This is a genomic window from Glutamicibacter sp. Je.9.36, from assembly GCF_051129975.1.
GTDB lineage: Bacteria > Actinomycetota > Actinomycetes > Actinomycetales > Micrococcaceae > Glutamicibacter.
In genome coordinates, this window is the sequence record NZ_JBCPSN010000005.1 from 254,760 (window position 1) to 281,058 (window position 26,299).

Sequence of the window (26,299 nt, forward strand, 5' to 3'; positions counted from 1 at the left end):
CGCAAAGGTTAACGCCGGGGAAATAGATTCTTGCCTGGGGTTATCCCCTAGTCAGCTCGGCATAACAGGACTCCAGGCGTTGCAGCCACCAGCGCACGCGCGCCTCTTGCGGACGCAAGCCATCCAATTTCTGGTGATCCGGCTCAATGCGACGCACCGGCAAGTACCCGGCGGTGGCCAGCAACGGCTCGGCACATACGTCTTCGGCGAACAAAGTCCCGGTCGCAAGGCCGCAGGCATAGGGCAGTTCTGGCAGCGCGCTGGCTAAGGCAGCGGCTTGGGCCAGCCCTACCGAAGTATCCAGGGCGCTGGAGACGACAACATCCAGTTCGGCTTGCTTGGCAATTTCAAGCACCGCGCCGATGCCGCCCAGCGGTTGTGCCTTGATGACCATCAGATCTGCGGCGCCCAACCGCGAGACTTCCAAGGGGTCGGTGTGCTTCCGCACCGCTTCATCAGCGGCGATCTTCAAGGGGTTGCCGGCGTTGCGCAGTTGCTCGCGGACTTCTGCCAGCCCGGTAATGCCAGGCACGGGTTGCTCCGCGTATTGCAGGTCGTACTCGCTCAGGGCCTTCAAGGCCGGGACCGCCTGGGCAATATCCCATCCCATATTCGCGTCCACGCGCAGCGCAGCTTGCGGGTAGAGCCGACGGGCCTCCGCTACACGCGCCAGGTCCTGCTCAATCCCCTGGCCTTTTTCGGCCACTTTGATCTTGATGGTGTGCGGCGCGTCGTAGCGTTCGAGAACCGCTCCGACATCCTTTACCGCAACTGCAGGCAAGGTGGCATTGACCGGAATGCTGGTGCGCAACGGTTCCGGGAACGGTTGGTAAGCGGCCTCGATTCCGGCGGCTAGCCACCGTGAGGCTTCGGCCGGTCCGTACTCGGCAAATGCGGAGAACTCGCCCCAACCTTCCGGCCCGTTGATCAGCAGCGCTTCACGCTGGGTGACACCACGGAATTTCACACGCATCGGCAACCGGACAACATGCGAATTTGCCAGCAGATCTTCAAGGGGCGGAAGTTCAACACTCATGCTCTAAGCCTATCGAGCGTGGGCATAGTTACATGCCTGAACTGTGCCGTTCCCCGTGCCGGATATGACACCCTAGAGATATGCCTCGCAATCCAGCATCCGCGCGCCCGCACCATATCAGGTGGTGGTGGGCTCTGCTGTTGCTGATTTCGCTGTTCTGCCTCGAATACGTATTTTTCGTCCAGCAGCGTGTGGGGCAATGGGCCGATCAGGCTGGATTCATAGCGTGGTCGCAATGGTGGCCCCGAACGGACCTGATTAATCCGATCCGTGAATTCCTGAATCTCTTGCCGGCAATCTGCGGCATCATTGCGGCAGTTTTCCTGCTGTATCGCGTGATTCGCGACCGGCGCTTCCTGCGGGCCATCGTAGCGGTCATCGCGGCCGCAGCTGCAGCGGGCAGCACGCAATTGCTCAAGCACGAGATCTTGTCTCGCCCTGATTTCAACTTCGGCACCACAGGAAATTCTTTTCCCTCAGGACACACCACCGCCGCTGCCGCCGCAATGGGACTGATGTACCTGGTTTCACCACCGAAACTGCGTCCGGTAGTCCAGCCGATCGCGTGGTTGTTCGCGACGGTGACCGGGGTGGCCACTTTGATCTGCGGTTGGCACCGTCCAAGTGACATTGCAGCTGGTTTCGTGGTGGCCGGATTCTGGATGGTCTTGGCCTCGGTAGTGCTCCAGCGCATCCAGCCGCTGAGCCATGAACTGCCAAAGGGCACCTGGTCGAGGAAAATTGGGGCCGGCAGCCTGGTGGTCTGGGCTGCGGTAATCGGGCTCTCGTTCCTCCTGCCGCACCCGCATATCCAGAAGATCCCGGAGTTCCTGCAATTGGTCTACGCGGCATTGGGGATCATCCATGTCGTGGCCGCTTCACTGGTATCCGGATTGGTGCTGCGCTCGGTGGTTATCGGGCCCATGCGCACCTTCAATAAGTAGGGCGCAGACCCAGAAACGTTGTTCGCTACTGTTTCCCGCAGGCAATGCGGGCGTTAAGCAGGTCTGCGGCTTGCAGCGATTCCGGGATGGTCACGGCGAAACGCTTCTTGTTCTTGAGTTCGAAAACAAGGCCTTCGTGTTCTTTCATCACGATGGCCGAACCGCCTGGAATGATTCGCCAGCCCCAGCCTCCCCACATCATGGGAACGATCTTTTCGCTGGTCGCAGATTCAATTTCGTCGATTTTGATGGTTCGCATCGGGAACCCCAAGACCGCTGATGATACCCGGAAGCGATCGCCGCTGATCGATACCCGAATCCAGATCAAACCCAGAATCGATACGCACGCCACGGCCGACAGGGTCATGGCAACGATGAAGCCCACCCAGTCGCCATCTTGGCTGTCACCGGTCAGCATCGGCAACGCAACAGCAATGAAAAGCGCCGCGAATACCACCAGGCATAGCAGCCACATCCACCACGGGGCTGCCATCGTTTGATGGAATTCTTGCCGTGCCATGGCTGGTGTCCCCGCCGCAACAGGCCGCTGGATGCCCTGCGCCGCATCACTTCGTGCCTGGCGGGCCTCAACGGATTGCCTGGTGTATTGCTGGTAGATGCCGCTGACCCACAGTGGCGCAATGCCCAGCAGCGAGCAGGCAATCAGCACAACCATCATGCCGCCCAGCACTGCGGTTTCAGGTGTCTCGGCGAGCGCTGTAGGCACCGCCGAGCCGACGAATACGCCAGCTGCACTCCATGAGAGCAACCCGCCGGCGAAGAGCAGCACCATGAGCAGTGCCGGTTTGCTGCGCAGCGCCAAAGAAATCAATCCGGTGATGGCACCGAGAATGCATAGCCCGAAGCAGACGGGAACAAACACCGCGGTGCGGGTAAACCCGTCCGGATAGGTCGAACTCCAGTGAGTGGCGGTCATTTCCGGCAGTTTGCCGGCGAGCAGGGCGTAGGCGCCCAGCACAATGGCCGTCGGTAGCAGGAGCAGCAGGTAGATGAATGGCCGGTTCTTGATTCCGGTCCCCGCTGTTGACATCTCAATCCCCTGTTCCTGCTGCCTAGCCCGCGTCATAAGCGGCTGGAAAGCAACCCAACATATTTCCATCATAGAAATAATAATTGGTACAATTCTAGCAACCTATATTTGACATGCTGATAAATGATCGAACATAGATGAAATATCAGCAAAAAGGGTGATGCCCGTCAATCCTCGTGAGGTTCGACGGGCATCAAGATCACTCTTGAGAGCGAGCACTGCGCACAGTAGGCGCTAGAGCGAAGCCAGCGCAGTCTTTGGATCCGTCATCGCGTCGGCAACATAGCGCATGAAGCCGGCAGCGGTTCCGCCATCGCAGACCCGGTGGTCAAAGCTCAGTGTCATCTCGCAGATGGAACGGACCTTGATCTTGCCATTGACCACCCACGGCTTCTCGATGATGCGCCCCAGCCCCAGAATGGCCGCTTCCGGGTAGTTGATGATGGCCGCGGAGCCATCAACATTGAACACGCCGTAGTTGTTGATGGTGAAGGTGCTGCCGGACAGGTCGGCGACACCGGCCTTGCCCTCGCGGGCCACCGTAGCCAGTCGAGCGAACTCGGCTGACAGTTCCTTGGCGTTCAGCTTGTGGGCGTTGCGCACATTTGGCACAACCAGGCCGCGATCGGTCTGGGCTGCGAACCCGAGGTTCACGCCCTCGAAGAGGGTATGGCGCAAGCCCCCATCAGCTTCAGCCTCAATGCGGCTGTTCAGTTCAGGGAAGCGCCGCAAGCCGGCCACCGCAAAACGGGAGATCAGTGCCATGACGCTTGGAGCTTGGCCTTCGGCTTCCTTGATCTTCGATCGCAGCTTCAGCAGCTTGGTGACATCGACATCCACCCACACGGTAGCCTCGGGGATCTCGCGGCGCGAAGTGCTCATCGCGGTGGCGATGGTCTTGCGCACGCCCGAGAGCACTTGGGAAGATGCGACCGGCAGGCCGGTCTTCGAATCCGCCCCGCCAGCCTGGGCTGGTGCAGCGGGCACCGCGGCTGCGGAAGTCGGGGCCGGTGCTGCCGGGGCAGCGGCCGCCGCAGCTGCAGGCAGCCCCGCATCAGCCGACAAGGCGGCTTCCACGTCGTTGCGCAGAATTAGCCCCTCTGGACCAGAACCTCGAACCGTTCTGATATCCAAGGCGTTATCCCGCGCCAGCTTGCGTACCAGCGGGTTGATCACGCGGGCCGCTTCGGCCGGTGCCTGTGCCGATGGCGCGGCTACCCCGCCGCGCGGCTTGCGCCGACGGCTGGTCTTGCGCTGGGCAGAGGAGGTGCCGTAGCCAATGAGCACATTGCCGCTACCCTCATCGGCTTCTGCTGATTCTTCGGCAGGAGCCTGGGTGCCAGCACGCTCTTCCTCGCGGTAGGACTGCGCTCGTTCGGCTTCAGGCGCTTCAGCTTCTTCGCCGCCGGTGTTCACGGAGATGAAAGGCTCATCCACCAGCATCATCTGACCAGCGTCCCCATGCAGGGTCGAGACTACGCCTTCAAACGGGCAAGGAATCTCCACCAGCGACTTCGCGGTTTCCACCTCCGCTATGGGCTGGTCAACTGCGACAACGTCACCGGCGGCAACCATCCAGCGCACCAGCTCGGCTTCGGTCAGGCCTTCGCCAAGGTCTGGCAAGAGAAAAGTCTTGATGCTCATTTACGCCTCCCACTGAAGCTGGTCAACCGCGTCGAGAATGCGTTCGGCGCTTGGAAGATGGAACTTTTCCAGCGTTGGGGCCGGGTATGGAATGTCGAATCCGGTCACGCGAAGCACTGGAGCGGCCAACGAGTGGAAGCAGCGTTCCTGCACCCGGGCCACGATTTCACTGGCTACCGAGGCGAAGCCCTGGGCTTCGGCAACCACGATAGCGCGTCCGGTCTTGCGCACCGATGCGCAGACGGTCTCGTCGTCGAAGGGCACAATGCTCCGGATGTCGAGAACTTCCAGGCTGATGCCTTCCTCGGCTGCCAACTTGGCAGCTTCCAATGCAGTGGAAACGCTTGGACCATAGGTAATCAGCGTGGCATCGCTGCCCGGACGGGCGATGCGCGCCTGGCCCTCGGTCCTAGCGCTCTTCTTGGCCTCGTACTGCTCGGCCAGCTGCGCCAAGTCCACCTGCTCCTTGGACCAGTACAGCTTCTTCGGCTCGAAGAAGACCACCGGATCATCCGAATCGATGGCTTCGCGCAGCATCAGGTAGGCATCCTCTACGCACGAGGGCGTGAAGACCTTCAGCCCTGGAGTGTGGGCGTAGTAGGCTTCCGAGGAATCGCAGTGGTGCTCCACGCCGCCCACGCCGCCGGCGTACGGAATGCGGATGACCATCGGCAGGTTCAGCTTGCCCTGGGTTCGGTTGCGCATCTTGGCGACATGCGAAGCGATCTGCTCGAACGCCGGGTAGGCGAATGCATCGAACTGCATCTCGATAACCGGTCGCATGCCGTTGATGGCCATGCCCACGGCCATGCCGACAATGCCGGATTCGGCCAGCGGGGTGTCAAAGCAGCGTTCGGAACCAAAACGTGCGGTCAGCCCGTCGGTGATGCGGAAAACGCCGCCAAGGGTTCCCACATCCTCGCCGAAGATCACTACCGAGTTGTCGGCAACCAGCGAATCAGCCAGGGCGGTATTCAGCGCCTTGCCGAAGGTCACCGGCTGGTGCTCATTGGCGGCCTTGGCTGCGGCTCGTGCGGTGGCAGCGCTGACGTTCGGGTTCAAGCGCGAAGTAGTGGCAGTCATCCTAGGCCTCCTCACGGTCTAGTTCGTCGACGAGCATGGCTTGCTGTTCAGCCAGCTGCGGGGTCTTGGCCGAGTACACGTGCTCGAACAGCTCACGTGGATCGGTGTTGGCTTCCTGGTTCATGCCATCACGCAGGGTCTTGGCGACCGACTCGGCGTCTGCGGTGATCTTGGCGACGGTGCTCTCGGTCAAGAGCCCGGCATCGTCCAGGTACGCCTTCATGCGGGTCACTGGATCCTTGGCGATCCATTCCTGGACTTCGGAGTCCTCGCGGTAGCGCTTGTCGTCATCTGCGTTGGTGTGCGCCTGCATGCGGTAGGTGTGGGCCTCGATCAGCAGCGGGCCATTGCCTTCGCGAGCCATGCGCACCGCACGGGTCATGATTGCCATCAAGGCCATCAGGTCGTTGCCATCCACGCGCTCGCCGGCCATGCCGTAGCCAACAGCCTTGTGGGCCAGGGACGGGGCGGCACTTTGCTGCGAGAGCGGAACCGAGATGGCGTACTTGTTGTTCTGCACGAAGAAGATCACCGGCAGGTTGAAGACGGCGGCGAAGTTCAGCGCTTCGTGGAAGTCGCCCTCGCTGGTGGCGCCATCGCCGCACATGGCCACCACTACGGTGTCCTCGCCGCGCAGCTTGGCTGCGTGGGCGACACCCACTGCGTGCAGCAGCTGGGTCGTGAGCGGGGTGGACATCGGTGCGCAGTTATACGCCTTCGGGTCATAGCCGCAGTGCCATTCGCCGCGGAAGCTGGTCATGACTTCCATCGGGGCTACGCCCTTGGTCAGCACCGCTACGGTGTCGCGGTAGGTTGGGAAAAGCCAGTCGTTCTTGCCCAGGCACAGGGCTGCTGCGATTTGGCAGGCTTCCTGTCCGTGGCTTGAGGGGTAGACAGCCATGCGGCCCTGGCGGACCAGTGCGGAGTTCTGGTCGTTGACGCGGCGGCCGGTGACCAGCGCCGCATAGGCTTCCAGCAGCCGGGCCGGGCTTGGCAGCGGGTACTCGTGGCCAGGTTCAGTGCCCTGCTGGTCCTCTGGGCGCAGGGTTCCGTCCGCGTTCAACAGGTTGATCATGTGGCGTGCTGGCAGCATGTAGTCTTCGGGGGTAATCCCGAATTTCTTGCTGACATCAGAGATGCGATCTGCATGCGCTTCAGTGCTCATGTTCTCCCACCTTTCGTGGTTCTGGCTCGGTCCATGAGCACAACCGCTTGTGACTCACTTCACCTAAACATCATTTGCAATCAATTATGGGTATGCGTGGCATTCTGTATCCAGTCCGGCGTGGAATCGTGGAAAGTTGCGATTGGTATCCTTATACTCGTAGACGAAAAGTTTCGATAGATTGTGTTTGGAACAGAGACGTCCGACACGTCAACAAGGAGTACCAATGGCCGCGGAAGCGGAGTTAAAACTCGATGATGTCGACCATGCGATCCTCGCTGAGCTAACCAGCGACGGGCGCCAGTCGGTCACCACCGTGGCACAAAAGGTGCATGTATCGCGTGCCCACGCCTATTCCCGTATCGCAAAGCTCCAAGATGCCGGGGTGATCACTCGTTATACGGCGGTGATTGATCCGGTGAAGGCAGGGCTCAAGGCCAGCGCCTACGTGACCTTGAAACTCCGCCAGCATTCCTGGCGCGAACTGCGCGATCACTTGGCGTCCATTCCCGAGGTGCATCACGTGGGCCTGGTCGGAGGCAATTTCGATGTGATCCTGCTGGTGCGAGCCAAGGACAACCTGGATCTGCGCCGCGTGGTCTTCGAGCAATTGCAGTCTTTGCCAACGGTCCTGGATACGCAGACCCTGCTGATCTTCGAAGACACCGACACCCGATAGGCAGCAGTTCACCAGAAGACACGAGAAGAGCACCTGGATACCATTTCCAGGTGCTCTTCTCGTGTCTGCCGGGAAACTACTTCTGGCCGGTGAACACCGGCTTGCGCTTCTCCTGGAAGGACTTGAAACCTTCGGCGTAGTCGGCGGTGTCGCACAGGGCTGCCTGCGCCCGGTTCTCGGTACGCATCGATTCCCACAGCCCCGCACGCTGGTCACGGATTTCCTTGACCAGCTGCTTGGAAGCGATGAATGCCTGAGTTGCACCCTGGGCTACCTTGGCAATGATTTCTTCGCTGCGCTCTGCCAGTTCCTCTGCTGGGAATGCCCGGGAGAAAAGCCCCGAACGCACCGCTTCAGCACCGGAGATCAGCTCCGCGGTGTAGATCATGTCCAGCGTGCGGTGTGCCCCGAGACGCTCGGTGAACAGCCAGTGCCCGCCCGAGTCCAAGGTGGCACCGAGGTTCGCGAACGGCGAGCCGATCTTGGCGTTTTCCGCGACGTAGACTACGTCGGTAGCGATCGCCAGCCCCAATCCCACGCCCAGGCAGGCCCCCTGCACCAGCGCGAAGGTTGGCGCAGGGAAGCTGGACATCTTTTCCAGCAGCGGCTGGACCTTGCCGTCAAGATAGCCGATCACGTCATCGTCCGCGGGATCTACCCCGGAGATGTCCCGACCTGCGCAGAATCCTCGTCCCTCGCCGGTCAGTACCAGCGCGCGCACGGTGCCCGCAGCCACTGCGGCGGCCGCTTTGTCATAGGCTTCCGAGAGCTGCGCCAAGGCAGCTTCATCCAGCGAGTTCATCTTCTGCGGAGCGTTGAGCACCACCCGCGCGATGGAATCTTCAATCGTCAGTTCGATCATGGATCCGTCCTGGCCTTTCTAGGCGTCGAAGTCGACGCTCAGCTTTTCGCTGGTTGGGTGCGACTGGCAGGTCAGTACGTAGCCGGCTTCGACTTCGTCGGGTTCCAGCGCGTAGTTCTCGGCCATGGTGACCGTACCGCAGGTGACCTTGGCACGGCAGGTGCCGCACACGCCGCCAGCGCAAGCGAACGGCACATCCGGACGCACGCGCAAGGCAGCGTTCAGCACGGTTTCGTTGGCCCGCACCGGCGACTTGACCTCGCCCTTCAGGCCGTCGAGGTTGAAGCTGATCTCGTAGCTTTCCTCATTCTCGTCCGCCACCACGGGACGGCCGATATGCCCTTGCGGCTTCGTCGGCTCGCCGGTGGTGAATAGCTCGAAACGGATCTTCTCGGCGGGAACTTCCAAGCTGGCCAGCTGGTCGCGGACCAACTGGACGAGCTCGAATGGGCCGCAGAGGAACCACTCGTCAACATTCGGTGCCTGGACCACGCTGGTCAGCAGCGTGGTGAGCTTCTCTGCGTCGATGCGGCCCGAAAGCAACGGGGAAATGCGCTGTTCGCGGCTGAGCACGTGGTGCAGTGCCAGCCGGGATGTGTAGCGGTCCTTCAGGTCCGCCAGTTCCTCCAGGAACATGACGTCCATGGCGGCCTTGTTCGCGTAGATCAGGTCGAAGCGGGTGTGGTCATTGGCTTCGAGGATCGTGCGGGCAATGGCCAGCACCGGGGTAATGCCCGAGCCGGCGGCGACGGCCACGAAACGGTCCTGCGCTTTAGTGTCGATGGTCGACGGGTTATTGATCTGGGTGAGCTTGTGCTTGGAAATGAAAGCGCCGGCAGGGCTCATCACATCGATCTGGTCCCCTGCGGCCAGGGACTCGTTGGCCCAGGTGGAGAACAGGCCGCCCAGGTCGCGCTTGATCGCCACCTTGATCTCGTCGCCCTTCGGGGCGGCGCAGATCGAGTACGAACGGCGCAGTTCGACCAGCTCGCCTTCGGCGTTGGGGATTTCCTTGCGCAACGCCACGTACTGGCCTGCGACGTAGTCGTATTCCTCGCTCAAGTCGCCAGGGATGGCGAAGCTGACTTCAATTGAGTCCTTGGTCAACCGGCGCACATTCGAGACGGTGAGCCGATGGAAGGATGCTCGGCGTCGGGTGGGAGTGGTTTGTTCGGTCATGAGAGCACCTTGAAGTAGTCGAAGGGTTCCAAGCAGTCTTTGCAGGTGTAGAGCGCCTTGCAGGAAGTCGAGGCGAAGCGGGCCAGCTCCCGGGTGTTCAGCGAGTGGCACCGCGGGCATTTCACGCTCATGCCCAGGGTGACGCGGCCTGCGTGGCCCTGGCCGGTCGGTGGGGCAATCCCGTACTCTTCGAGCTTGGCCTTGCCTTCCGCGGTCATCCAGTCCGTTGACCACGCCGGGCTCAGCACCAGCTTGACGTCAACCTTTTCATATCCGGCGTCTGCGAAGGCGGTGTACAGGTCGCCATTGATGGCATCCATCGCCGGGCAACCTGAATAGGTCGGGGTGATGACTACCTGCACGGTTCCGTCCTCAGCCATGTCCACCTCGCGCAGGATTCCCAGGTCCGCGATGGATAGCACCGGAATTTCCGGGTCGGTCACCTGGGAGGCGATAGCGAACAGGTCCTTGGCGCCAGCGATCGTCTTGCTCAAGACTGCTTCCCCCTTTTCGGGCAAAAATGTTGCGTAGTTACCAGCTGGCACCGGGATGCTTGCGAGCGAGAACTTGCATCTCTGCCAGCAGGTAGCCCAGGTGCTCCGAATGCTCGCCGCGGCGTCCGTAGGCCATGGCCTGTCCGGTAGCAGGAATCTCCAGTCCGGCGTCGGCCAATACCGCAGTGATTTCTTCATCCCATGCACCGCGCAGGGTGGAGGGCAGCACGGCGATATCCGCAAGGTCCTGGTGGACTTCCTCATCACGGAACATCTCATCGACGTACGGCCAGAGGATTTCCAGGGCATGGCGCATCTTGGACGCTGATTCCTCGGTCCCCAGGCCCAGGCGGATGGTCCACTGGATGGCGTGGTCGCGGTGGTAGTCGACTTCCTTGACTGCCTTGGCCGAGATGGCGGCCAAGGTTTCGTCCTTGGACTGCGCCAGCTGCTTGTAGAGCAGGTTCTGGAAGATCGAAACGATCAGCTGGCGGATGATGGTCACGCCGAAGTGGCCGTTGGGCTGTTCGACAATCCACAGCGAAGTGAATTCTTCTTCCTCGCGCCAGTAGGCCAATTCGTCTTCGGTCTTGTCCCAGGCCAGTCCGGCGTAGGTCAGGAACGAGCGGGCGTGGCCCAGGATATCCAGGGCGATATTGCCCAGGGCAACATCTTCTTCCAGTTCCGGAGCGCGGGAAATCCAGTGCGACATGCGCTGCGCCAGGATCAGGGCATCGTCGCCCAGGGTCAGCGCGTAGCGCGCAACCTCTTCGCTTGGCTTGACGCCGTCCACGGCGATGTCCTCCGGACGCAGGGCATTGCCCGGGGTGACGCGGGTGGCCGAGGCAAGCGCGTCGCCGAAGCTATCGAGCGCATCGTCGAGTTCTTCGTGCTTCACAGGTGCTTCACTCCCTCGCTGGCCTTGTAATAGGTCGCGTGGCGGTAGTCCTTGCCCTGCGGGGATTCGAAGAAGGAATCCTTTTCACCGGGGTCGGAGCTGATGATGTCCGAGGACTCTACGACCCATAGCGAGACGCCTTCATTGCGGCGGGTGTACAGATCGCGGGCGTTGCGCAGTGCCATCTGCTGATCCGGTGCATGCAGGGATCCGGCGTGGACGTGCGAGAGTCCTCGGGACGATCGGACGAATACTTCCCACAGGGGCCAATTGCTCTGTTGGCTCATGCTAGGCGACCTCACTTCGTGCTTGTTTTGCTGCGTATGCTGCGGCGGCTTCTCGGACCCAGGCACCTTCGCGGTGCGCTTCACGGCGGCGTTCCAGCCGCTGCGCGTTGGCCGGGCCATTGCCCTTGATCACTGCCATGAATTCATCCCAGTTCAAATCCTTGTGGATCCACTGCTTCTTTTCTTCATCGAAGTGCAGCTGGGGATCCGGCAGGGTCAGGCCAAGGACCTTGACCTGCTCGGCGATCATGCCAACGAAGCGCTGGCGCAGTTCGTCATTGGAGAAACGCTTGATCTTCCAGGCCATGGACTGCTGGGAGTTCGGCGACTGGTCATCTGGCGGACCGAACATCATCAGCGACGGTTCGTAGAAGCGGTTGATGGCGTCCTGGGCCATCTTCTTCTGCGCGTCGGTGCCGCGGGAGAGCGAGAGCAGGATTTCGAAGCCCTGGCGCTGGTGGAAGGATTCTTCCTTGCACACGCGCACCATCGCACGGCCGTAAGGGCCGTAGGAGGCGCGGCACAGCGGAACCTGGTTGGCGATGGCCGCACCATCGACCAGCCAGCCGATAGCACCCATATCCGCCCAGGTGCGTGCAGGGTAGTTGAAGATCGAGGAGTACTTGGCCTTGCCGGAGAGCAGCTGCTCGTTGTACTCGTCGCGGGTGGTGCCCAGGGTCTCGGCAGCCGAGTAGAGGTAGAGCCCGTGCCCGGCTTCATCCTGCACCTTGGCCATCAGAATGGACTTGCGCTTCAGCGACGGAGCGCGGGTGATCCAGTTGGCCTCAGGCTGCATGCCGATGATTTCGGAGTGCGCGTGCTGGGAGATCTGGCGGCTGAGGGTCTTGCGGTACTTCTCAGGCATCCAGTCGCGCGGCTCGACGCGGGAGTCCTGATCGATCAAGGCGTCGAAACGCGCTTGGGACTGCTCTTCTTCGTAGCTCGGGACGGCACTCAGTCCCGGCTCCTGCGGTGTGGTCGGGGCCATGGGTTCACCTCATCGAAAACAAATTACATACTGACCGTTCGTTCAGTATGTCAGAGTGCGTTCGATCACGTCAACACCAACCCCCTCCGGGCACAACAAAACCCCGGGAAAGAATTCCCGGGGTTTCCTTGAAGCTGGGGATTAGGCGTTAGCCAGCGCCTTTTCCGACTTCTTACCCTTGAATATCAGCGCATCAAGCGAGATGCGGCCTGGGCCAGTCAAGAGCAGTGCCAGCGCGCCGGCAGCCAGTGCCAGGACAAGCTCGAAGCCGCCATTTTCCACGAACACGCCACCTGAGGCATGAACCATGAACAGGGCGGCAATCATCTGCAGGCCCAGCAGGCCAGCGAAGACGCGGGTCAGCAGGCCAAGGATGATCGCGGCGCCGCCTGCGATCTCCAGGGTTGCCGCCACTGGAGCAATCAAGCCGGCAGCAGGAACGCCCATCTGGCCAAAGGCCGCAGTGGTGCCCTCGATGGTGAACTGGAAGTACTTCTGCCAGCCATGAGCCAGGAAGAGGAAGCCGAAGGCCAAGCGAAGCAGGGTACGCGCAGCGGTCTGCAGGGCCGGGTTGTTTTCCAGAGCGGACATATTTTAACTCCTAGTGATTGGGGCACGGGAAGATCCCGTGTGGCTACTGCTCCAACCCTACAAGGGAATAAGTTGAACCTTCAAGCATATGAAGGTTTTTGTCCCGTAAGCTTCGTCACGAAAAAACCGTGCTGCCCGCAACCAGTTTCACCTGGTCGTGGACAGCACGGTTTTCCGCTGGCTTGGCGGTACGGCTCAGAGAACCTTGGACAAGAAGTCCTGGGTACGCGCCTGCTGCGGGTTGCCGAACAGCTGTTCGGGCGCACCCTGCTCGCAGACAACACCATCAGCCATGAAGACCACGCGGTCAGCGACTTCGCGCGCAAAGCCCATCTCGTGGGTCACCAGAACCATGGTCATGCCGGTGTCGGCCAGCTCCTTGATAACCTGCAGCACTTCGCCGACCATCTCCGGGTCAAGAGCGCTGGTAGCCTCGTCGAAGAGCATGATGCCAGGGGCCATGGCAAGCGCGCGGGCGATGGCCACACGCTGCTTCTGGCCGCCAGAGAGCGAGGCCGGACGGGCGTTGGCCTTCTCGCGCAAGCCCACGCGTTCCAGCAGCTCAAGTGCGCGCTCCCGGCCTTCCGCCTTGCTCATCTTCTTGAGCTCGACCGGCGCCAGCATGATGTTCTCTGCCACGCTCATATGCGGGAACAGGTTGAAGTGCTGGAACACCATGCCTACATGGCGGCGCACCTCATTGATGTCCACCTTGGGGTCGGTGACATCAAAGCCATCGACAACCACCTTGCCCGAGGTAATGTCCTCAAGCTTGTTCAGGCAACGCAGCAAGGTGGACTTGCCGGACCCCGAAGGTCCGATCACGCACACCACTTCGCCTTCGCGGACATCCATGTCGATGCCCTTGAGGACATTGTTGGAGCCAAAGGACTTGTGCAAGTCCTTGACCTGGATCTTCACGTTGGAGCTTTGCTCGGTTACGGTGCTCACTTGTTGAACCTCCGATCGGCATAATTTGCCAATTTGGTCAGCGCCATAATGGCAATGAAGTAGATAATGCCCACGATCAGCAGCGTCTCAGTGACACGGAAGTTCGCCGCGTAGATCTGCTGGCCCTGGTAGAGCAGCTCGGTGAAGCCGATAGCCAGCAGCAACGAGGAGTCCTTCAGGCTGATGATCAACTGGTTGATCAGTGACGGGGTCATCATCTTGAAAGCCTGCGGGATCACGACCTTCTGCATCGACTTGCCATAGCCCAGGCCCAGCGAACGGGACGCTTCAAGCTGCCCTGGATCCACCGACTGGATACCGCCGCGAACGATTTCGGCGACATAGGCACCGGCGTTCAGCGACAGGGTCAGCACGCCTGCAGTCCAGACGCTGATCTCCCAGCCGGTCAGCTGCGGCAGGCCGAAGTAGAACATGAAGGCCCAGAGCAGCAACGGGGTGCCGCGGAAGATGTTCACGAAGGTCGTGGCGATGCCGCGCAGCACGATGTTCCCGGAGATCTTCATGAAGCCGAAGACCAGGCCCAATGCCATGGCAATGGCGAAGGAAATCGCGGTCACCAGCAGGGTGTGCCACAGACCGGTCATCAATGCGGGAATGGACTTGACCAGCAGGTCGAAGAAGTTGCTTGGCGCCGCTGCGGTCGGGTCGGCAAGGTAGGAGTCCAGGATCTGCTGGTACTCGCCGTTGGCCTTCAGCTCGGCCAAGCCGTCGTTGAACGCTGCCAGCAGCGCGGTGTTCTCGCCCTTGTTCACGGCGAAGCCATAGGAACCGCCCGGGACCTTGTCGGTGACGGTCTTCAGGCCATTGCCCTGGGCAATGCCGTAGGCCAGCACCGGGTAGTCATCGAAGACGGCAACGGCAGAACCGGCCTTGACCGATTCGTACATGGTGGCCGACTGGTCCAAGGACTTGACCTGGAAGCCGTATTCCTCGGCGATGGACTTTGCATAGCTTTCGCCCTCGGCGCCGGTCTTGGCGACAACGGTCTTGCCTTCCAAGTCCTCGTAGCTGGTGATCTCGTCATTGCCGGCAGCGACAGCCATCTGCACGCCGGACTCGAAGTACGGCTCGGAGAAGTCGTAGATCTCCTTGCGCTCGTCGGTAATCGACATGCCGGCGATCACGCCATCCACCTGGTTGGAGGAGAGGGCGGCCAAAGCGGCGTTGAAGCCCAGGGACCTGATCTCGACTTCAAAACCCTGGTCTTCGGCAATGGCGCGCAGAAGATCCATGTCGATACCGGTCAGCTCGCCGTTCTGGCGGAACTCGAAGGGCGCGAAAGTCGTATCCGTGCCGATGACGTAGGTCTGGCCCTCGACGCTTTCACTGCCTTGGGCCACGGCCGAGGGTGCCCCGACGACCAAGGCCATCAAACCGATGGCAGCCGCGGCTATCCATCGGGCCAGGCGCCCTGTGGGGGCAGCTGTTCTTTTCTTTTCCACTGATGTATCGCTTTCTCGTACTGAAGGGCGAATGGCCCAAGGTGCAGATGATACGTTCTGCCTGCAAGCCTAGGACTTATAAAGCCTAGCCGGTACCCCGCGACTCGCCTGCACTTGCATCGTTATCGGTTTGAAACCGCTGTTCTGTCCGCGCTGAGCATAGCTGCACCCGCATAGCACGGCAGTGGGATTGAATAGGGGTATGACTCCAGAATCGTTGACCGCCAATGCACCGCGTGCCGCAAAGCTGCCCACCACCCGCAGCTTCCACGGCGATGACTTCATCGACAACTACGAGTGGCTGCGGGAGAAAGCCAACCCGGATGTCATCGCGCATCTGACCGCAGAAAACGAGTACACCGACACCATTACCGCTAGCCAGCGGCCGCTGCGCGATGCCTTGTTCAGCGAGATCAAGGCACGCACCGTTGAAACCGACTTGTCGGTTCCAGTGCGCCGCCGCGGCTGGTGGTACTTCACCCGTTCGGCCGAAGGCAAGCCCTACACCATCCAGTGCCGCGTCAAGGCATCGGACACCGGGGACCTGGTTGCCGACTGGACTCCCCCGGTCATCGACGCGGAAACTGCATTGCCAGCCGAAGAGGTGCTGCTCGATGGCAACGCCTTAGCCGAAGGGCAGCCGTTCTTCTCGCTCGGCGGCATGGCGTTGAATGAAGCAGGCAACTTGCTTGCCTACTGTGTCGATAATGCGGGCGATGAGCGATTCACCCTTTTCATCAAGGACCTGGACACCGGCCTGCTGCTGAGCGACACCATTGAAGGAGTGTTCTACGGCCTGGCCTTCTCCCCCGATTCTTCAACGGTTTTCTACACGGTGGTTGACGAAACCTGGCGGCCGCACCAGATTCGCGCTCACCTGCTGGGGACCCTCCCAACGCAGGACAAGATCATTTTCGAGGAAAATGATCCTGGCATGTGGCTCGGCTTCGATCTGAGCCCGGACCGCAACACCCTGATGATCTCCAGCGGCAACTCCGAATACGCCGAAACCAGCATGCTGGATCTGGCCGATCCTTCGGCTGCCGTGACCTTGCTGGTGCCGCGCTCCTTGCGCCTGCTGCACGGAATCGACCTGATGCCGGGCGCGGGCCAGGCATTGATCACCCACGACCACCAGGCACCGAACAACATGGTGTCGCTGGCCTCCCTGGACCAGCTGGGCGAAAACGCCGACCCGGCGCACTGGCAGACCGTGGTGGCCCACGAGGACACGGTCAAGATCGAAGGCACCGCGCTGACCGGTTCGCACGTGGTGCTCTCGGTGCGCCGAGATACCTGCGAGCGCGTGCAGCTGATCGCCTTGGACGGATTGGGCACCAGAGCCCAGCAGCCAGCCATTGAACCGGATTTCGATGATGAGCTGTTCACTGCCTCGGCGACCTTTGCCGAGCTGGATGCTCCGTTGATCCGCATCGGCTACACCGCAGACTTCACCCCGGCCCGCGTATACGACCTGTGGCTCCAGGACCAGTCGCTGGTGCTGCGCAAGCAGACCCCGGTGAACCACTTCGATCCTGCCAAGTACCTGTCCACCCGCGAGTGGGCCACCGCGGCCGATGGCGCCAAGGTCCCCTTGACCATCATGCGCCGTGCCGACCTGGATACCTCGGTTCCCCAGCCGGTGCTGATCTACGGTTACGGTTCCTACGAGGCCTCCATGGATCCTGGTTTCGGCATCCCCCGCTTGAGCGTGCTCGATCGCGGCGTGGTCTTCGTCATTGCCCACGTGCGCGGCGGCGGCGAGCTGGGCCGCGACTGGTACCTGCAAGGCAAGAAGCTGCACAAGAAGAACACCTTCACCGACTTCATTGATTCCACCCAGTACCTGCTCGATTCCGGGTGGGCCGATCCGCAGCGCATCGCCGCCCTGGGCGGTTCGGCCGGCGGACTGCTGATGGGCGCCATCGCGAACATGGCTCCGCAGCTGTATACAGCGATCATCGCCCAGGTGCCGTTCGTCGATGCCTTGACCTCCATCCTGGATCCAGAGCTTCCGCTCTCGGCACTGGAATGGGAAGAATGGGGCAACCCGATCGAGAGCAAGGAGGTCTACGACTACATGAAGTCCTACACTCCCTACGAAAACGTCACAGCACAGGATTACCCGAAGATCGCTGCGGTCACCTCGCTCAATGACACCCGTGTACTGTATGTGGAGCCAGCTAAATGGGTGGCCAAGCTGCGGGAAGTCGGTACCGGACAGGCCCCGATTGTGCTGAAGACCGAAATGGATGGCGGCCACGGCGGCGCTTCGGGACGTTACGAGTCCTGGAAGGCCCGCGCGTGGGACTACGCCTTCGCCTTGGACGCCCTGGGATGCACCGACGAAATCTAAGCAGCAAAGGAACGGCGGCCATGCACCACATCAAGATCAGCGACTACCGCAATGACCCTGCGATTCGCCGCTTGCTGGTGCTGGCCGCCGAACCTGCCAACGAGCAGGCGCTTGAAGCGCTGCTCGATGAATGCGAAGGCCTTGAGGTGCTTGCCATCGCCACTGCCGCGGGCGATATTGCGGCACTGGCCGCCTACCGGCACAGCGGCAAATACGCGGTGTGCGTTGAATACTTGGCCGTTGAAACATCCCACCAGGGCCGGGGTCTGGGCTCGAGGCTGCTCGCTGAGCTGCGCGACTGCCACGAGAAGAACATTTGGGCCACCACTGCAGAGGATGCGGTGGGTTTTTACCGCTCGCTGGGTTGCGTTGTTTCGCAGTCTTCTGCCGACCCGCGCTGGCCGGATGCCCGGCGGTACCTGTGCACCTTGCCCTTCTACCCGCTGCTCACCGGCCAGCCAGATGAAGATCCGGAATACGAGGCCGTGGGTGGAGAGCTGACGCGCGGCCTCATTGAGATTGCCGAGCCATCGAAGCAATGGGCCAGTCACTTCCACCGCCTGCACCATCGAATCGCCAGTGCCCTGGGGGCCACCGCGTTGGCCATTGAACACACCGGCTCGACATCCGTCCCGGATCTGCCCGCCAAGCCGATCATCGACATCGTCTTGCTGGTCCCCGACGCGGATCAGGAAGCGTCCTACGTTCCGGCGCTGGAATCCAGCGGCATGCTTCTTTGGCACCGTGAACCTGGCTGGTATGGCCACCGCATGCTCAAGCCCGCTGCCGGTTCGCGGCTCCCCGAGGCCAATATCCATGTCTTCAGTGCAGGAAGCCCCGAGTATCTGCGACTCGTGATTTTCCGCGAGCATCTGAAACACCATGAAGCCGACCGTTTGGCATACGCCGCGGTAAAGCGGGAAGCCGCCCGCGCACTGGCTGCAAGCGGCGGCGAGAACGGCCTGGTCATGGACTACAACCGGATCAAGGAACCTTTCATCCTTGACGTCCATCAACGAATTTTCACTGCCTGAATCCGCTGCGCTTCATCGCTGAAACAGTACCGCCAATACGGTCGCATAACTTGACTTAGCTCACATAATGTTATTACCTAATGATCGTTCGGTAAATAATTCGGCGAAGGAAGACGATGAGCCAAACGCAGGTAGGAAATTCGGTCCCGCACGCCATTCTCCGCAATGACTACGCCACCCAGTGGATGGGCATCGAAGTCGTCGAGGTCTCCGACGGCCACGCAGTCATCACCATGGCGCTCCGGCAGGAAATGCTCAACGGTTTCGGCATTGGCCACGGCGGAATGATCTTCGCTCTGGCAGACACCGCGTTCGCGCTGAGCTGCAATCCGCAGGAAGGCTCCGACGAGACCATCACGGTCGCTTCCGGCGCCGACGTCAACTTCCTCAAGCCAGCCATTCCCGGACGAGTGCTGACTGCCACCGGCAACCGGGTCTCGCAGCAAGGCCGCAGCGGGATCTACGACATCAAGGTGACCCAGCCAGCGGTCGACGGTTCAATTGAAACCGTCGCAGAGTTCCGCGGACGATCGCGCACCGTCCCGAAACCGAAGAACCGCTAAGCACCCTGCCCACTCGACACGAAAGTTTTAGCATGTCCCAGAACACCGACCGCGACAGCCTTCCGAATCCGCTTGATCCGGAAGAAACCATGAGCCGTGAGCAGATCGAAGCGATCCAGCTGACCCGCTTGAAGGAAAGTCTGCACCATGCTTACAACAACGTTCCGTACTACAAGGCGAAGTACGATGCCGCTGGCGTGCACCCGGATGACCTGGAGGAACTGAGCGACCTCGCCAAGTTCCCCTTCACCGACAAGGAAGATCTGCGCAAGAACTACCCTTTCGGCATGTTCGCCGTTCCGCAGCATGAGGTCGCCCGCATCCATGCCTCCTCGGGTACCACTGGCCAGCCCACCGTGGTGGGCTACACCAAGAAGGACCTGGAGGACTGGGCCAAGCTCGGCGCCCGCTGCCTGCGCTTGGCCGGAGTCAAGCCAGGCTGGAAGGTCCACAACGCCTACGGCTACGGGCTGTTCACCGGCGGACTGGGCGCGCATGCCGCTGCCGAGTACCTCGGGGCCACTGTGATCCCCATGTCCGGTGGCCAGACCGACAAGCAGATTTCGCTCATCCAGGATTTCGAGCCTGATGCGATCCTGTGCACTCCGACCTACCTGTTGACCATTGGCGATGCCATGCAGCGCAAGGGCCTTGATCCGCGGTCCACCTCGCTGAAGGTGGCCGTCCTCGGTGCCGAGCCATGGACCGAAGAGATGCGCCACGAACTGGAAGAGATGTTCGGCATTACCGCCTGCGACATCTACGGCCTGTCCGAGGTCATGGGCCCCGGGGTGGCCGGCGAATCCGGCGACCGCAAGGATGGAAGCCATATCTGGGAAGATCATTTCCGCCCCGAAATCATCGATGCTTTCGATGAGACCAGGATTCTGCCCGATGGCGAGCACGGAGAATTGGTCTTCACCTCGCTGACCAAGCAGGCCCTGCCGATCATCCGCTACCGCACCCACGATTTGACCCGCCTGATGCCTGGCACCAGCCGCCCCGGACACCGTCGCATGGGACGCATCACTGGCCGCAGCGATGACATGATCATCTTGCGTGGCGTGAATTTGTTCCCAAGCCAGATCGAAGAATTGATCCTTAAGGTGCCGAGCTTGTCGCCGCACTTCCAGCTGATCCTGACTCGTCCGGATCGCATGGACCAGCTGGCAGTGAAGGTGGAGCGCCGCGGTGAAGCGTCCATGGCGGATGCAACCACCGGCGCCAAGGAACTGGCCAAGCTGATCAAGATCCACGTCGGCTCTTCCTGCGCCATTGACGTCGTCGAACCAGAATCGCTGGAACGCTCCATGGGCAAGCTCAAGCGCATCTACGACATGCGCAATAACTAGCCTCCGCCGGGACATGGGATAATCAACTAATCATGGAAACTACCGATACTGCCAACCGTCCGGCCAAGCGCGGCCGCCCTGGTTATGATCAAGAAACCGTTTTGCGCATTGCTGTCGAGGCATTCAACGAATACGGCTACGATGCAACCTCCATGGGCAAGCTCGCTGACCGCCTGGGTATCAGCAAATCCGCGATTTACCACCATGTCCCGTCGAAAGAGGACCTGCTGCGCCTGGCGTTGGATGAGGCGCTGATTCCCCTGGAGGCGGTGATCGCCGAGGTCCGCTCGCATGAGGGTACCGCGGATGAGCGTCTGGAATTCTTCCTGCGCGCAACCTTCAGGATCCTGCTGGCCAAGCGTTCCTACGTGACCTTGTTGTTGCGCCTGCGTGGCAACACTGATCTGGAGCGCCAGGCGCTGGAACGCCGCCGCGCAATGGACCGCCAGCTGGCAGAATTGGTGACTGCCGCGCAGTCGGATGGCAAGTTGCGTGCTGACTTGGAACCTCGGGCTACCGCCAGGCTGCTTTTCGGCTTGATCAACTCAGTGGTGGACTGGTACCGCACTGACGGGCCAATCGACGGACCCGAGTTGGAGGACCAGGCTGTTTCGCTGCTCTTCAACGGCCTGCATACCGCCGGCGCCTGATTCCAAGGCCAGGCTCCCCGTATCGGCTCCCGCCTTCCAGGCGGGAGCCGACGTCGTTAACCAAGCTGGGCGTCCGCTGCAATGTGGCGCAGCCAACCTTGTAATCTTGCCGTCCTCACAGAAATCACCGTTAGCATCGAAGGGGTGCTTTAGCACCTGTCATTCTCGATCAACCAAGTGAAGAGCGCTGTGGATTCCATCTTAGAAACCCTTTTCATGGCTACCGCCGACAGCAGTAGTTCCTTTGTCCAGATTTTGCTCTCGGCTGCGAGCATGCTGCTCGTCTTCGTCTCCGCAGCACTGCTGGCGCACCGCAACGACCTGGGTTGGTGGACCCTGATCCTGGGTGTCTTCGTTGGCCCGGTCATTTCTTCGATGCAGTTCGACCTGCTGGGCCTGATCTACGCCGTTCCGCTGCTGCTGATCGCAATCTTCGGCCTCTGGCGCTTCTCCCGCTACGAGCTCAAGGGCAAATTCACCCGCATGGTCACTGGCACCCCGGTGACCGTGTGGTCCGCGATTGGACTGCTCGTAGGCTTGATCCTGCTGGTCGCCTTGCGCTTCGGCCCGTTCCTGTTCAATGGCGGCTTCATGAGCGCGACCCCGGAAATCTGGGTCCTGTACTTCGCTGATTCGGCCCTCTTCGCCTCATTTGTCATGGTTGCCCGCGGCGTGCGTGCCGGCTGGCTGGTGCTGGCCGTGGCGGCCATCGCCGATCTGGTCGTGTACTTCCTGATCTCCCCGATGCTGGGCATGATGGGCCTCTTCGTATTCATCGCCCTGGCAGCCTTGTACGGCTTCTTCCTATGGCGCAATCTGCCAGCCGCCGGCCAGGCCGGTCAAGGCATTGCAGAGCTCTCCGAGGCCGAGCTGGCACTGGACGCCGCCAAGGAAGCTACCTTGGCGAAGCTGAACAAGCAGCACGGAAGCAACGGCGTTTCCTAGGCTTCGCAAAAATGGCGTTGGACCACGATTTCCTCATCGTGGCCCAACGCCATTTCTTGTTTCCCGCGAAGGGGTCAGCCGGACTTAGCCGTTCCAGTTGGCATAGGTCGAGTCGGTCTTTTCAACCAAGGTCAGCACGTCGTAGGTGGCGACCAGTTCATCGTTCTGGTTGTGCAGCACCGCATCCCAAGCAACCTCGCCGTATTCGTCGGTGACGCGCGGGGTGATTTTCTTGGCCGTCAGGGTGACGCGAATCGAGTCGCCGGCAGCTACAGGGGTGATGAATCGCAGTGATTCAAGGCCGTAGTTGGCCAAGACGGGTCCCGGAGCAGGCTCCACGAACAGTCCCGCAGCCCAGGAAACCAGCAAGTAGCCGTGGGCCACGATCCCCGGGAAGAACGGGTTGGCTTCGGCGGCGGCCTGATCGGTGTGCGCATAGAAGGTATCGCCGGTTTCGTGAGCGAATTCGGTGATCTTCTCCAAGCTGACTTCACGCAGATCCGAGACGAAACCGTCACCGATCTTCAGCTCAGCCAGCGACTTGCGGAACGGGTGGACGTTCTGCGGCTTGCCGCCAAACTGCTGGCTGCCAGCAAGGGACTGCTGGGCACCGGTATGCCAGACGCCGCTCAGCGCGGTGATCATGCTGGGCGAGCCCTGCACCGCGGTGCGCTGCATGTGGTGCTTGACCGAGCGGATGCCGCCCAGTTCTTCGCCGCCTCCTGCCCGGCCTGGACCGCCATGGACCAGATGCGGAACCGGAGAGCCGTGGCCGGTGGTGGACCGTGCGGTTTCGCGGTTCAGGATGTGCACGCGCCCGTGGTGCGCGGCGATGCCCAAGGACAGGGCGCGCATGGCTTCGGCGTCATTGGTGCACACGGTTGCGACCAGCGAGCCGGCGCCCATGGCAGCCAGTTCCACGGCCTCGTCAACGCTGCTGTAGCCGATGACGGAACTGACAGGGCCGAAGGCTTCGCGCGAGTGCACCATCGGGTTGCGCGCGTCGTTCCAGCGAAGGACCACTGGGGACATGAAGGCTCCGCCTTCTGCCACGGCGTTCTTTTCGGGAGCAACACGTACCGCAGGGGCATCCAGGCGGCCGTAGGCCAGCTCGCCGCCGGCAGCGATCATGTCCTCGACGGCCCCGCGCACATCGGCCAGCTGTTCCAGCGAAGCCAGGGCACCCATGGTGACGCCCTCAACTCGAGGATCGCCGATGACCACGCGTTCATCGATGCGCTTGCCGACGGCCGAAATGACCGCATCCACCTGTGCTGCGGGCACGATGTTGCGGCGGATGGCGGTGCATTTCTGGCCGGCCTTCGACGTCATTTCATTGACGACAACCTTGACGAAAGCGTCGAATTCCGGGGTGCCTTCCACAGCGTCGGGGCCGAGGATGGCTGCATTCAGGGAATCGGTTTCAGCCGCGAAGCGCACGCCTCCGTCGATAACGTTGCGGTGCGACTTGAGCTTGCTTGCGGTGGATGCCGATCCGGTGAAGGCGAACATATCGCGGTAGTCCAGGTGGTCCATGATGTCGCGAGCAGAGCCGGAAAGCAGCTGCAGCGAACCCTCTGGAAGGATGCCCGAGTCCAGCATCATGCGCACAGCCGCTTCGGTGAGGTACCCGGTGGGGGTTGCCGGCTTGACGATTGTCGGCACACCGGCGATGAAGGCCGGTGCGAACTTCTCGAGCATCCCCCAGACAGGGAAGTTGAAGGCATTGACCTGGACGACTACGCCGGCCATCGCGGTGTAGATGTGGGTGCCAATGAAGGAACCGTCCTTGCTCAGCGGCTCGGTGGGGCCATCGAGGATCACGTTGGAATTGGGCAGTTCGCGCCGGCCCTTGGAAGAGAAGGTGAACAGCACGCCAATGCCACCGTCGATGTCCGCCATAGAGTCGATTTTGGTGGCACCGGTCTTGAAGGAAACCTCGTACAGGTCCTTGCGCCGCTCATTGAGGTACAGCGCTAGTTCCTTGAGCTTGAGCGCCCGCTCATGCAAGGAGAGCTTGGCTAGTTCGCGCTGGCCGGTCTGTCGTCCGTATGCCACGGCGCCAGCAACATCCAAGTTGTCCTTGGTGACGGTGACCAGCACTTCGCCGGTATTGGCGTCGCGGACCTCGGTTCCGCCTTGTGCCGCTGGGCTGTGCCAGTTCCCCGCGATGTAGCTGGGTACTACGGTGATCTGTTCTGTCGTCATTGACGCAATTCCTTCCTGAACGGTCGGTCAGTATTACCGTTAACCATAGCAGGAAGGGGTGATCGAGGACACTTGCGCGCCTCGCTGCTTCGCCAGCGTTCCCTGGCTCTTAGCGTGCCAGCTGGCGCAGGCGCTCCACGGCGTTCTCGCTCATTCCCTGGTCCAGCAAATACCTCCGCGTGGACCCGAGCCACCTGAGGAAATTCTCCAGTTCGCCAGCTCGGCCACGAATGATTTCCCGCAGCTGCTCTTCACTGCGGTAGCTCTCGTACGGGTGCTTGCGAGGGGAAATGCGATGCCACTCATTGATCCCCCTGACCGCGAGTTCATCATGGAGCAGGATCTGGCCATCCAAGCCAGCCAGCTGAAGCAGCATTGTGGCTATCAATCCCGATCGGTCGCGTCCAGCCGAGCAGTGGACCACCGTGCCCTGATCCGCGGTCGCGAGGCTCTCGAACACTGCCCGCAGGTGGTCGCCGAATTCCTCGCACACCAGCTGGTACATCCCGGTGTGATTCATGTACGGCACCGCCACCGACTCGAAACGTTCATTGCCTGGCGATTCCAGCGGCAGGTTCACCAGCTCGATCCCTGCGAGGCTTGCCGCGGGCACCGCTGGGTCATGCTCGCGACGGCGGATTTCATCCGGGTTGCGCAGGTCGATGACTCTATTGACGCCAGCAGCGTGCATTTGCTGCCAGCCCTCAGCCGTCAGCCACTCATGCCTGCCCATGCGGTAGAAGGCTCCGCAGATATGCCGCGCATTAACGGCTCCGCTCCAGTCCAGGTCCCCGGCTTGCTTGCGGTAGGTAAGGCTGTGGCTCATAAGCCTATTGCAACACATTGCCCGGCTGTTGTATTGTTCTAGTCATTGGCAAACGTCAATCAGTCTATTGAAGGAGGGGTAACGATGATTGCTTACCGCCTGAACAAGCCATTTCCCCCTTCTCCCAAGGACTACTTCCAATGCATTTTCCAGCTGGCCTCGAGGCCGCAAATTCGCCACTGATCGCTGCTGCCTCCACGGAGGCCGATCAACAACTGAAATTCAGCAAGCACAAGCCGGTCTGGAACGACTCCGAGACCGGTGATCCGGCAAACGGCCAACGTTATTCGACATGGCCATTTATCGAGAAGGGCTTGCGCGGCCCCAAACCGTATCCGCACTGGCTCATCGAAGAGGCCGCAGCCATCGACACCGAGCTGGGCATCTTGAAAACGGGCAAAGAAGGCGATGTCTTCCTGCTGGAACGTGCCACCGAAGATCGCAGCAGCCTTCTGGCAGCAAAGCGCTATCGTTCGCGCGAGCAAATGCAGTTCAGCCGCTCGCAGTCCTATAGCGACGGGCGCTCCGCACGGCGTTCGCGTGATAACCGCGCTATCCGCAACAACTCCGCGTACGGCAAGCAGATCGCTGCCCTGCAGTGGGCCAACGCCGAATGGAGCTATTTGCTCCGTTGCTACGAGGCGGGCATACCTGTTCCCTACCCTGTGCAAATCGATGGCACCGAAATCCTCATGGAGTTCATTGCCGATCCAGACGATCAGCACGCGGCAGCGCCTCGCCTGCAGCAGCTCTCGCGCTTTGACCCGCGCCTCCCATCGCTATGGGACCAGCTCACCGGCGCACTGGAGAAATTTGCCGGGCTCGGCATCGCCCACGGAGACCTCTCCGCGTACAACATTCTTGTCTCCGGCGAAAGGCTAGTAGTAATCGATGTCCCGCAGTGCGTAGATCTTGCCGGCAACCCGAACGGCTTGGACTTCCTGCACCGTGATTGCGTGAATCTTTGCGATTGGTTCACTTCCAAGGGCTTGCCCAATGACCCCGATGAATTGTTCTCCTCGCTGATGAGCTACCTCTTCTGAGGACAGC

Annotated in this window: 25 protein-coding genes; 9 read left to right on the forward strand and 16 right to left on the reverse strand. The window is 61.1% G+C overall.

Translation table 11 applies throughout. The features are described from left to right. Window positions 1-40: 40 nt before the first annotated feature. Complete coding sequence (locus AAZQ98_RS14005; protein ID WP_434693076.1) at window positions 41-1,036, reverse strand: o-succinylbenzoate synthase; 996 nt, start codon at window positions 1,034-1,036, stop codon at window positions 41-43. Window positions 1,037-1,116: 80 nt separating this feature from the next. Here AAZQ98_RS14005 and AAZQ98_RS14010 point away from each other — a divergent pair, with 80 nt between their 5' ends. Next, window positions 1,117-1,980, forward strand: coding sequence for a phosphatase PAP2 family protein (locus AAZQ98_RS14010; protein ID WP_434693079.1), 864 nt, complete (start codon window positions 1,117-1,119; stop codon window positions 1,978-1,980). A 25-nt stretch (window positions 1,981-2,005) separates the two neighbouring features. Here the strand turns inward: AAZQ98_RS14010 and AAZQ98_RS14015 are convergent, their stop codons facing one another. From AAZQ98_RS14015 to pdhA, 4 genes are all read right to left on the reverse strand, one after another. Beyond that, on the reverse strand, window positions 2,006-3,031 hold the full coding sequence (locus AAZQ98_RS14015; protein ID WP_434693081.1) for a hypothetical protein: 1,026 nt from the start codon (window positions 3,029-3,031) through the stop codon (window positions 2,006-2,008). 234 nt (window positions 3,032-3,265) lie between these two features. Beyond that, window positions 3,266-4,675: a dihydrolipoamide acetyltransferase family protein gene (locus AAZQ98_RS14020; RefSeq protein WP_434693084.1), complete on the reverse strand. Its 1,410-nt coding sequence runs from the start codon at window positions 4,673-4,675 to the stop codon at window positions 3,266-3,268. Next, window positions 4,676-5,758 carry an alpha-ketoacid dehydrogenase subunit beta gene (locus AAZQ98_RS14025; RefSeq protein WP_105656918.1) on the reverse strand — a complete coding sequence of 361 codons (1,083 nt, stop codon included), beginning with the start codon at window positions 5,756-5,758 and terminating at the stop codon, window positions 4,676-4,678. A 1-nt stretch (window position 5,759) separates the two neighbouring features. Next, the gene (pdhA, locus tag AAZQ98_RS14030) at window positions 5,760-6,923 is read right to left on the reverse strand and encodes a pyruvate dehydrogenase (acetyl-transferring) E1 component subunit alpha (protein ID WP_434693088.1); all 1,164 of its coding nucleotides are present in this window, start codon (window positions 6,921-6,923) and stop codon (window positions 5,760-5,762) included. Window positions 6,924-7,149: 226 nt separating this feature from the next. On the opposite strand from pdhA, the gene AAZQ98_RS14035 reads away from it, so the two are divergent. After that, window positions 7,150-7,602, forward strand: coding sequence for an Lrp/AsnC family transcriptional regulator (locus AAZQ98_RS14035; RefSeq protein ID WP_013349765.1), 453 nt, complete (start codon window positions 7,150-7,152; stop codon window positions 7,600-7,602). Window positions 7,603-7,678: 76 nt separating this feature from the next. Here the strand turns inward: AAZQ98_RS14035 and AAZQ98_RS14040 are convergent, their stop codons facing one another. The 9 genes from AAZQ98_RS14040 to AAZQ98_RS14080 all read right to left on the reverse strand — a co-directional run bounded on the left by AAZQ98_RS14040 (window position 7,679) and on the right by AAZQ98_RS14080 (window position 15,315). Then, window positions 7,679-8,464, reverse strand: coding sequence for an enoyl-CoA hydratase/isomerase family protein (locus tag AAZQ98_RS14040; RefSeq protein ID WP_434693091.1), 786 nt, complete (start codon window positions 8,462-8,464; stop codon window positions 7,679-7,681). A gap of 18 nt (window positions 8,465-8,482) precedes the next feature. Then, the gene (paaE, locus tag AAZQ98_RS14045) at window positions 8,483-9,643 is read right to left on the reverse strand and encodes a 1,2-phenylacetyl-CoA epoxidase subunit PaaE (protein WP_434693094.1); all 1,161 of its coding nucleotides are present in this window, start codon (window positions 9,641-9,643) and stop codon (window positions 8,483-8,485) included. Then, window positions 9,640-10,137 (reverse strand): 1,2-phenylacetyl-CoA epoxidase subunit PaaD, encoded by a 498-nt coding sequence (paaD, locus tag AAZQ98_RS14050; protein WP_332489069.1) that lies wholly within the window; start codon window positions 10,135-10,137, stop codon window positions 9,640-9,642. Before paaD ends, paaE begins: the two co-directional genes overlap by 4 nt. Window positions 10,138-10,174: 37 nt before the next feature. Then, window positions 10,175-11,035 (reverse strand): 1,2-phenylacetyl-CoA epoxidase subunit PaaC, encoded by an 861-nt coding sequence (gene paaC / locus AAZQ98_RS14055; RefSeq protein ID WP_434693097.1) that lies wholly within the window; start codon window positions 11,033-11,035, stop codon window positions 10,175-10,177. Then, the gene (gene paaB, locus AAZQ98_RS14060) at window positions 11,032-11,322 is read right to left on the reverse strand and encodes a 1,2-phenylacetyl-CoA epoxidase subunit PaaB (protein ID WP_434693098.1); all 291 of its coding nucleotides are present in this window, start codon (window positions 11,320-11,322) and stop codon (window positions 11,032-11,034) included. Before paaB ends, paaC begins: the two co-directional genes overlap by 4 nt. A gap of 1 nt (window position 11,323) precedes the next feature. Next, window positions 11,324-12,310 carry a 1,2-phenylacetyl-CoA epoxidase subunit PaaA gene (paaA, locus tag AAZQ98_RS14065; RefSeq protein ID WP_434693101.1) on the reverse strand — a complete coding sequence of 329 codons (987 nt, stop codon included), beginning with the start codon at window positions 12,308-12,310 and terminating at the stop codon, window positions 11,324-11,326. A gap of 141 nt (window positions 12,311-12,451) precedes the next feature. After that, the gene (locus tag AAZQ98_RS14070; protein ID WP_434693104.1) at window positions 12,452-12,901 is read right to left on the reverse strand and encodes a DoxX family protein; all 450 of its coding nucleotides are present in this window, start codon (window positions 12,899-12,901) and stop codon (window positions 12,452-12,454) included. Between the two features lie 195 nt (window positions 12,902-13,096). After that, on the reverse strand, window positions 13,097-13,852 hold the full coding sequence (locus AAZQ98_RS14075; RefSeq protein WP_105656927.1) for an amino acid ABC transporter ATP-binding protein: 756 nt from the start codon (window positions 13,850-13,852) through the stop codon (window positions 13,097-13,099). Further along, window positions 13,849-15,315: an amino acid ABC transporter substrate-binding protein/permease gene (locus AAZQ98_RS14080; RefSeq protein WP_434693107.1), complete on the reverse strand. Its 1,467-nt coding sequence runs from the start codon at window positions 15,313-15,315 to the stop codon at window positions 13,849-13,851. The genes AAZQ98_RS14075 and AAZQ98_RS14080 overlap by 4 nt, the downstream gene beginning before the upstream one ends. Before the next feature lie 202 nt (window positions 15,316-15,517). On the opposite strand from AAZQ98_RS14080, the gene AAZQ98_RS14085 reads away from it, so the two are divergent. The 6 genes from AAZQ98_RS14085 to AAZQ98_RS14110 all read left to right on the forward strand — a co-directional run bounded on the left by AAZQ98_RS14085 (window position 15,518) and on the right by AAZQ98_RS14110 (window position 22,215). Then, complete coding sequence (locus tag AAZQ98_RS14085; RefSeq protein ID WP_434693109.1) at window positions 15,518-17,671, forward strand: S9 family peptidase; 2,154 nt, start codon at window positions 15,518-15,520, stop codon at window positions 17,669-17,671. Between the two features lie 20 nt (window positions 17,672-17,691). Continuing rightward, window positions 17,692-18,705, forward strand: a complete 1,014-nt coding sequence (locus AAZQ98_RS14090; protein WP_434693112.1) for a GNAT family N-acetyltransferase — start codon at window positions 17,692-17,694, stop codon at window positions 18,703-18,705. A gap of 116 nt (window positions 18,706-18,821) precedes the next feature. Then, window positions 18,822-19,268: a hotdog fold thioesterase gene (locus AAZQ98_RS14095; protein WP_434693115.1), complete on the forward strand. Its 447-nt coding sequence runs from the start codon at window positions 18,822-18,824 to the stop codon at window positions 19,266-19,268. A 32-nt stretch (window positions 19,269-19,300) separates the two neighbouring features. Next, a complete protein-coding gene (locus AAZQ98_RS14100; protein WP_434693118.1) occupies window positions 19,301-20,620 on the forward strand; it encodes a phenylacetate--CoA ligase family protein in 1,320 nt (439 codons plus the stop codon). 32 nt (window positions 20,621-20,652) lie between these two features. Then, window positions 20,653-21,270: a TetR/AcrR family transcriptional regulator gene (locus AAZQ98_RS14105; RefSeq protein ID WP_434693120.1), complete on the forward strand. Its 618-nt coding sequence runs from the start codon at window positions 20,653-20,655 to the stop codon at window positions 21,268-21,270. Between the two features lie 216 nt (window positions 21,271-21,486). Then, window positions 21,487-22,215, forward strand: coding sequence for a nicotinamide mononucleotide transporter (locus tag AAZQ98_RS14110; protein WP_434693122.1), 729 nt, complete (start codon window positions 21,487-21,489; stop codon window positions 22,213-22,215). A gap of 84 nt (window positions 22,216-22,299) precedes the next feature. Here AAZQ98_RS14110 and paaZ read toward each other — a convergent pair whose 3' ends face one another. Both paaZ and AAZQ98_RS14120 read right to left on the reverse strand, forming a co-directional pair. After that, the gene (gene paaZ, locus AAZQ98_RS14115; protein WP_434693125.1) at window positions 22,300-24,423 is read right to left on the reverse strand and encodes a phenylacetic acid degradation bifunctional protein PaaZ; all 2,124 of its coding nucleotides are present in this window, start codon (window positions 24,421-24,423) and stop codon (window positions 22,300-22,302) included. Between the two features lie 109 nt (window positions 24,424-24,532). Further along, the gene (locus AAZQ98_RS14120) at window positions 24,533-25,249 is read right to left on the reverse strand and encodes a tyrosine-protein phosphatase (protein WP_434693128.1); all 717 of its coding nucleotides are present in this window, start codon (window positions 25,247-25,249) and stop codon (window positions 24,533-24,535) included. 140 nt (window positions 25,250-25,389) lie between these two features. On the opposite strand from AAZQ98_RS14120, the gene AAZQ98_RS14125 reads away from it, so the two are divergent. Further along, window positions 25,390-26,292, forward strand: coding sequence for a serine protein kinase RIO (locus AAZQ98_RS14125; RefSeq protein ID WP_434693130.1), 903 nt, complete (start codon window positions 25,390-25,392; stop codon window positions 26,290-26,292). Window positions 26,293-26,299 lie beyond the last annotated feature (7 nt).